The 7,175-nt window shown below is 74.0% G+C and carries 7 protein-coding genes and 1 pseudogene; 2 read left to right on the top strand and 6 right to left on the bottom strand.

Translation table 11 applies throughout. The features are described from left to right. Together ABZU74_RS29795 and ABZU74_RS29790 are read left to right on the top strand one after the other, a co-directional pair. Nucleotides 1–231: pseudogene (locus ABZU74_RS29795) on the top strand (hypothetical protein); the annotation flags it as partial. 231 nt (nt 232–462) lie between these two features. After that, on the top strand, nt 463–804 hold the full coding sequence (locus ABZU74_RS29790; RefSeq protein ID WP_030327608.1) for an RNA polymerase-binding protein RbpA: 342 nt from the start codon (nt 463–465) through the stop codon (nt 802–804). Nucleotides 805–882: 78 nt separating this feature from the next. Here ABZU74_RS29790 and ABZU74_RS29785 read toward each other — a convergent pair whose 3' ends face one another. From ABZU74_RS29785 to ABZU74_RS29760, 6 genes are all read right to left on the bottom strand, one after another. After that, on the bottom strand, nt 883–1,425 hold the full coding sequence (locus tag ABZU74_RS29785; protein WP_355430709.1) for an FxsA family protein: 543 nt from the start codon (nt 1,423–1,425) through the stop codon (nt 883–885). A 93-nt stretch (nt 1,426–1,518) separates the two neighbouring features. Next, entirely contained in the window at nt 1,519–2,328 is an 810-nt protein-coding gene (locus ABZU74_RS29780; RefSeq protein WP_355430706.1) for a polyprenol monophosphomannose synthase, read from the bottom strand. 34 nt (nt 2,329–2,362) lie between these two features. Then, nucleotides 2,363–4,048, bottom strand: a complete 1,686-nt coding sequence (lnt, locus tag ABZU74_RS29775) for an apolipoprotein N-acyltransferase (protein WP_355430724.1) — start codon at nt 4,046–4,048, stop codon at nt 2,363–2,365. A 552-nt stretch (nt 4,049–4,600) separates the two neighbouring features. Beyond that, a complete protein-coding gene (locus tag ABZU74_RS29770) occupies nt 4,601–5,938 on the bottom strand; it encodes a glutamate mutase L (protein WP_355430704.1) in 1,338 nt (445 codons plus the stop codon). A gap of 40 nt (nt 5,939–5,978) precedes the next feature. Continuing rightward, complete coding sequence (locus ABZU74_RS29765; protein WP_355430701.1) at nt 5,979–6,386, bottom strand: hotdog domain-containing protein; 408 nt, start codon at nt 6,384–6,386, stop codon at nt 5,979–5,981. Further along, a complete protein-coding gene (locus tag ABZU74_RS29760; protein ID WP_355430721.1) occupies nt 6,383–7,117 on the bottom strand; it encodes an OAM dimerization domain-containing protein in 735 nt (244 codons plus the stop codon). The genes ABZU74_RS29765 and ABZU74_RS29760 overlap by 4 nt, the downstream gene beginning before the upstream one ends. Nucleotides 7,118–7,175: the final 58 nt, after the last annotated feature.

The raw sequence follows: 7,175 nt of genomic DNA, 5'->3' as shown, positions 1-7,175 counted from the left end.
GTGGCGGCCGTGGCCGCCCAGCGTGACACGCTCACCGCCGAGCTGACAGTGGCCCGGCAGGCCGCGGCGACCGCCGAGGGTCACCGCACCGCCCTGGCGGTACGACTCGACGCCGCCGAGACCGACCGGGACCTGGCCCAGCGGCGGGTGGCGCAGCTCGGCGACCAGGTCAGCGACCTGGCGCTGGCGTTGGCCCGCCTCGGCGCCGCCACTCCCGGCGACGCCACCTGATGATCGTGGCGCAACCTTCGGTAGGCTCGGGCGGTTAACCTCCCCGGTGGCAGCGGACACACACCGTTGTCGCGACCCGCCTGGGGATCACCTCACCGGGTGACTGTCCCGGCCGGCTACCCTTGGTCCCGGCCCACCCGTGGACGCCTCACGCCCTCGGGCGGGAATGGCTCGGCGGGGACACACCGTTACACCCAGAAGACCAGCACCACGAACGAGGGGAAGTCGATCATGGGCGAGCGTATGCTGCGCGGAAGCCGCCTTGGCGCGGTGAGCTATGAATCCGACCGCAACACGGAGCTCGCGCCGCGTCAGACCCGCGAGTACCTCTGCGCCAAGGGCCACCAGTTCGAGGTGCCGTTCGCCGTCGACGCCGAGGTCCCGACGACCTGGGAATGCAAGTTCGACGGCAGCGTCGCCCGACTCGTCGACGGCAGCGAGCCGGAGCAGAAGAAGGCCAAGCCGCCGCGTACCCACTGGGACATGCTTCTGGAGCGGCGTTCCATCGCCGAGCTGGAGGACATCCTGGAGGAGCGCCTGCAGGAGGTCCGGACCCGCCGCGGCCGCGCCTGAGCCGCACGACGCACGACGACGGCGCCCCCGGGGTTTTCCCCGGGGGCGCCGTCGTGTCTGTCTGTGTGTGCTCTGGTCTCAGTGCCGGCCGGGTTCGACGATCTCACCCTCGATGGCCCGACCGCCGTCGACCACCACCGGCTGTTCCGGCTGTGACGTCGGTTGCGGGGCCGGTTGCGGGGCCGGTTGCGGCGCACCCTGGCGCACCCGCACCGTGCGGGGCCCGAACAGGTCACCGGCGACCATCGACGACACCCGCCGCTCGGTGGCCCGTCGCACCCCGGCGCGGGCCAGTCGACGCACCGGCGGCACCAGCAGCAGCAACCCGACCAGACCGCTGACCAGACCCGGCACGGCCAGCAGCAACGCGCCCGCCAACCCGACGAGCCCGTCGGTCACCTGCCCGCCCGGGGGCTGCCCGGCCGCCGCCGAGGCGCGGAACCCACGCCAGGCGCGCATCCCCTCGCGGCGCAGCAGCACCAACCCCAGCAGGGACGCGGCGAACACCAGCAACACCGCCGCCCCGAACCCGAGCGCCCGCCCCACGCCGACGAACACCGCCAGCTCCAGCACCACCGCCAGCAACAGGGCCAACGGCACGAACCTCAGTCCTCGGCGCATCTCACCTCATCGCCATTCCTGCGGACACCACCGGACGTGTTCCGCTCATCCAGCATGACACGGCCCCGCTCACGGCCACCGTGCCTGGCCCGCTCACGGCCACCGTGCCTGGCCGGTGGCGGGGCCGTGCAGGCCCCGGCGTACCGCCTGGCGGCGGTCCCGCACACCCCAGGCGGTGATCCGCCACAGCGCCTCGGCCACGATCTTCGGGCTCATCTTGCTGTCGCCGCGTTCCCGCTCGGCGAAGGTGATCGGCACCTCCACGATCCGCACCCCGGCCCGGTGCGCCAGCCGCGACAGCTCCACCTGGAACGAGTAGCCCTGCGAGGTCACCGACTCCAGGTCGATGGCGTCCAACGCGCTGATCCGGTACACCCGGTAACCGCCGGTGGCGTCCGACACGGGCATGCCCAGCGCCAGGCGGGCGTACAGGTTGCCGCCGCGCGACAGCAACAGGCGCCGCAGCGGCCAGTTGAGCACCCGCGCGCCCCTGGTCCACCGGGAGCCGATCACCACGTCCGCGTCGCGGGCGGCCGCCAGCAACGCCGGCAGGTCCTCTGGGGCGTGCGAGCCGTCGGCGTCCATCTCCACGACCGCCTGGTAGCCACGCTCGCGCGCCCACCCGAACCCGGCCAGGTACGCCGCGCCGAGGCCCTGCTTGCCGTGGCGGTGCAGCACCTGCACGTGCGCGTCGCCGTCGGCGAGGGCGTCGGCGATCGCACCGGTGCCGTCGGGGCTGTTGTCGTCGGCGATGAGGATCTGCACCGCCGGGGCGGCCCGCCGGACCCGGCCCACGATCACCGCGATGTTGTCGGCCTCGTTGTAGGTGGGGATCACCACCAGCACCCGGCCCACGCCGGGCACCTCGTCCGCGCGTCGGATCGTATCGGTCGCCTGGATCACGGTTCCTCCGCTCCCGCCGGCGTACCGGCTGTTGCTATCCGGGCCTGACCCGCTGCCGCCGGCGCAGCACCGCCGCGCCGACCAGGGCCGCCGCGGCCAGCGCGGCGAGCGCCACCTCGGGCCACCAGCCGAGGCGGGTGGCGAGGGTGCGTCCGTCGTCGAGCCGCAACTGCCGCACCACGACCTCCCGGGTGTTGAACCCGGTGGCATCGCTTACCCGCCCGTCGGGTGCGACGAACCCGGACACCCCGACCGTGGAGGCCATCAACGCCGGCCGTCCGTGCTCCACCGCCCGCAGCCGCACCATGGCCAACTGCTGGCGGGCCTCCGCCACGTCGAAGGTGGCGTTGTTGGTCTGCACCACCAGCAGTTGCGCGCCGCCGTTGACGGTGTCGCGGACCACCTCGTCGTAGGCGACCTCGAAGCAGATCACGTCACCGAGCACGGCGGGGCCGGCGCGTACCACGCCCGGGGTGCTTCCGGGCACGAAGTCGTTGCGGATCAGGTCGACCTGCTTGCTGACCATCCGGGCCACGTCGCGCAGCGGCACGTACTCGGCGAACGGCACGGGGTGGCGTTTCGTGTACAGCTGGCCGAGGTCCGCGCCGGTGCCGGGGCGCCACAGGATGCCCGCGTTGCGGACCTGCCCGGCGCCGGGACCCAGCAGCACCGCGCCGACCAGGATCGGCGCGCCGATGGTGTCGGCGGCCTGGGAGATCCGCGCCCCGGCGGTGGGGTTGCGCAGCGGGTCGATGTCGCTGGAGTTCTCCGGCCACACCACCAGGTCGGGTTGCCGCTGCTGTCCGGCGGCGACCTGGGCGGCCAGCTCGATGGTGGCGTCGACGTGGTTGTTGAGCACCGCCTGCCGTTGGGCGTTGAAGTCCAGGCCAAGCCTCGGCACGTTGCCCTGCACGATCGCCACGGTGACGGTGGCGCCGGACCCGGCGGTGGCGACCGGCACCAGCAGACCCCCGGCGGTCAGCGCGACGGCCACGACGGCCGGTACGACCACTGGCGCCCACCGGCGCGCCGGTGAACCGTCCCGCCGCCCGTCGGGGCCCGCCGCGGCGGCCGGTGGGGCCTCCGGGACCGCTGTGGTGGCCGGTGGGCCGTCGGGGCCCGCTGTGGTGGCCGGTGGACCGTCCGCGTGCGGTGAGGCGTCCCGGGAGGTGTGGCGCCCGGCGGTGACCCAGCCCCGCCAGGCGGCGGTGACCAGCAACCCGCCGACGAGGGCCACGGCGAAGGTGACCAGCGGGGCGCCGCCCAGCGCGGCCAGGCGCAACAACGGCGAGGTGTCCTGGCTGAACGCCAACCGCCCCCACGGGAACCCACCGAACGGGGTGCGGTCGCGCAGCGCCTCCTGCCCGACCCAGAGCAGCCCCGTCAGCGCCGGCCACGCCCAGCGGACGCGGTCGACCAGCGGCGACACCCAGGCGGTGGCCACGCCCAGCAGCGCCAGGTAGCCGGCCTGCAGCAGCGACAGCAACACCCACGGCAGGTAACCGGTGTGCAGGTTCGTCCAGGCCAGCAGCGGGGCGAAGAACGCCACACCGGTCAGGAAGCCCAGGCCGGCGCCGGCGCGCAACCGCCGCCGGTGCGCGGCGGCGGCCAGCAACGCCACCCCGACGGGCGCGAGCGGCCACACCCCGTACGGGGGGAATGCCACCAGCAGGGCCAGCCCGGCGGCCACGGCCAGCGGCGCGGCGACCCGCAGCGGCAGCGGCCGGCCGGGAACGACCGGCCGGGGCAGCGCCGCCGGGGTGTGCGTCTCATCCCGGTCCAGGGTCGTCACCGCTTCACCTCGATCACGGGGCGAAGGTTACCTGGCTGGCGGGTGCACCGGCCGCGTCGGGCCGTGCGGGCACGAACCGCCCGGGGGACATGAAATCGGGGCGCGGCTGACGCCGCGCCCCGATGCTCCCAGGCCCTTCCCGGCCGGTGTGGCGAGGATGGGGCACGACGACCTTCGGACCGACCGGACGTGGACTGGCTGCCCCCGCCGGGCCGTTGTCTACTGGCCGTGCACCTCACCCTGCCCGTACACCGGTAACCGCGGCCGGTTCGCGCCGCCCCGCCGACCCCCGCCCGCTGGACCTGGCCGCCGCGACGATGACGCTGAAAAATGTCGCTCGGCCAGCGGACGAAGGGACGAAGCGAACAACAGCCGCTTCCCGTGGTAGGACTCAAAGACGGTACGTGCCGACCCCCGTCGGTTGTCAACCCACAGCCGGCCTGTCGTGTGTTGCGACACGGCGTGTCGGGTCGGCGAGTCTCAATGCGTACGCAGATGGTGACGCAGCAGCGCCTGCGCGGCCGTCCGGTGCTCCTCGGCGAGGAGCCCTCCGGCGGCCAGCACGTAGTCGGCGTCGACCACCGCGGCGGCGGCGCGGGGCAGCGCCCACCCGCCGGCGTGGTCGGCCAGGACCGCCGTCAGCACCTGCCCGGACACGTCCGCCGGCGCGTGCCTCAGCACCCCGCCGGAGCCCACCAGCAGCCGCACGTCGCGCAGGTCCCGCCCGGCCCGCTCACCGGTGGCGGCGCCCCGGGCGTGCCGGCGCAGCGCCACAGTCGCGGCGAGGGTGGCGATGCGCCGGTCCACGGCCCGCTCGACGTCGTCGACGGCCAGGAACGCCGGGTCGGCCGCCCGACGCGCCGCGGCGGCGCTGAGGTCGTCGGACTCGCCCGCGGTGAGCAGCCGTTCCTCGGCGGCGGCGCGCACCACCCCGGGGGCGCTCCACCGCATGCCCAGGTCGCCCTCCACGGTGCGGGCCCGCCACAGGCTGCCGGCGACCTCCCGGCCGGGCCCGGTGGCCCGCTCGTCGGGCGTGAGCACCGAGTACACGTCGGTGGTTGCCCCACCCACGTCGACCACGGCCAGGTCACCGCCGAGGGTGTCGGCGAGCACCTCCACACCGGTGAGCACCGCGTCGGGGGTGGCCGCCCGCACCAGCCGCGCGAACCGGCTACCCCTCGACAGCCGTTTACCACCGATGACGTGGCGCAGGAACACCGCGCGGATCGCCGCCCGCGCCGACGCCGGGGCGAGCACCCCGATGCGCGGCAGGACGTTGTCCGCGTCGGTGACCGGCACCCCGGCGTCGCGCAGCAGCCCGGTCAACGGTTCGCGCACGTCGGCGTTGCCCGCGTACACCACGGGTCGCCGCCACCGGGCCCGGGCCAGGCGGGTGGCGTTGTGGGTGATGGTGTCGGCGTCGCCGCCGTCGGTGCCGCCGACGAGCAGCACCACGTCCGGGCGGGCCGCCCGCAACGTGGTCAGGTCGGCGGCGCCGAGCCGACCGGCCGCGACGTGCACCACGTGCGCGCCGGCGGACAACCCGACCCGCCGGCCCGCCTGCGCGGTGACCAGCGGCTCGTAGCCGATCACGGCAAGCCGCAACCCACCGCCGGCCGACGAGCACACGTACCACGGCATGTCACGGGCCCCTAGCCCGGCGGTGGCCGCCGCGACCGCGGCGTCCAGGCCGTGCAGCACGTCGGTGCCCACAGTGGTCGGCGCCGCCGCCGCGCCGGCCAGGACACCGGAGGACAGGTCCACCACGGCCACCTTCGTGTACGTGGAGCCGACGTCGGCGCAGACCGCCAGGGTCACGAGTTTCCCTGTTCGCGACTGCGGGGCTCGCAACCCCGGCTCACTCCTCGCGACTCACGCTGGCGGCGGGAACGACCACGGTGCCGGTCGCGGTGACTGCCACGATCGGCGGGTCGAGGACCTCGGCGGCGGACGCGGAGCGGTCCGGGCGGCCCCGGCACACCACCGCGCAGCTCAGCTCCAGGGTGCGGCTGCGGGTGCCCACCCGCGACACCTGCGCGGTCACCTGCACCACGTCCCCGGCGTGGATGGGGGCGTGGAACCGCACGTCGGAGTACCCGGCGAACAGGCCCTCGTCGCCGTCGGTGTGGATGCACACCTCGGTGGCCACGTCGCCGAACAACCCGAGGGCGTACGCCCCGTCGACGAGGTTGCCGGCGTAGTGGGCGTGCGAGTACGGCACGTACCGCCGGTGCGTCACCGTCAACCCGAGCCGTGCGTCGGTCATGCCATCGCCTTCCGTTGCGTGATCAGGGCGTGCACGAGGTAGCTGGCCACCTCGCCGGGGGTGGTGCCCCGTCCGAAGATCCGGTCCACGCCCAACTCGTCGGTCATCGACTCGTCGAAGCGGGGACCGCCGACGATCAGCAGCGGCCGCTTACCCGCCGGCATGGCCTCCCGGAACGCGGCGGACATCTCCCGGGTGTTGTGCAGGTGCGCGTCGCGTTGGGTGACCACCTGCGACACGAGCACCGCGTCGGCCTTCTCCGCCCGGGCGGTCTCCACCAGCTCCGGCACGCTGACCTGCGCGCCCATGTTGGTGACCTTCAACTCCCGGTAGTACTCCAGGCCCTTCTCCCCCGCGATGCCCTTGACGTTGAGGATCGCGTCGATGCCCACTGTGTGCGCGTCGGTGCCGATGCACGCCCCGACCACTGACAGCTTGCGGCGCAACCGCTGCTTGATCACCGTGTTGACGTCCTTCGCCGACAGCAGCGCAAAGTCCCGTTCCACCACCTGCACGGCGTCGAGGTCGACCAGGTGGTTGACCCGCCCGTAGACGACGAAGAACGTGAAACCGTCACCCATCGGCTTGGCGTGCACCACCATCGCCGGGTCGATGCCCATCTTGTTGGCCAACTGCACCGCCGCGCCCTCGGCGCGCTTGTCGTGGGCCACCGGCAGGGTGAACGACACCTGCACCATCCCGTCACCAGTGGTGTCCCCGTACGGGCGCACGATCTGCTTACTCGCGCCGTCGCTAAGCGACGGCGCGAGCGCGTGGCTGCTGTGCTGG

It is taken from the genome of Micromonospora sp. NPDC005171, from assembly GCF_040608575.1.
GTDB lineage: Bacteria > Actinomycetota > Actinomycetes > Mycobacteriales > Micromonosporaceae > Micromonospora.
The sequence above is the reverse complement of the archived record's forward strand: the minus strand, read 5'-3'. Positions and strand labels throughout refer to the sequence as shown.

Excerpts from the sequence above, each read along its gene's own strand:
- ABZU74_RS29790 (WP_030327608.1), top strand. The coding sequence starts at position 463 with ATGGGCGAGCGTATGCTGCGCGGAAGCCGCCTTGGCGCGGTGAGCTAT.
- ABZU74_RS29785 (WP_355430709.1), bottom strand. The coding sequence starts at position 1,425 with ATGCGCCGAGGACTGAGGTTCGTGCCGTTGGCCCTGTTGCTGGCGGTG.
- ABZU74_RS29765 (WP_355430701.1), bottom strand. The coding sequence starts at position 6,386 with ATGACCGACGCACGGCTCGGGTTGACGGTGACGCACCGGCGGTACGTG.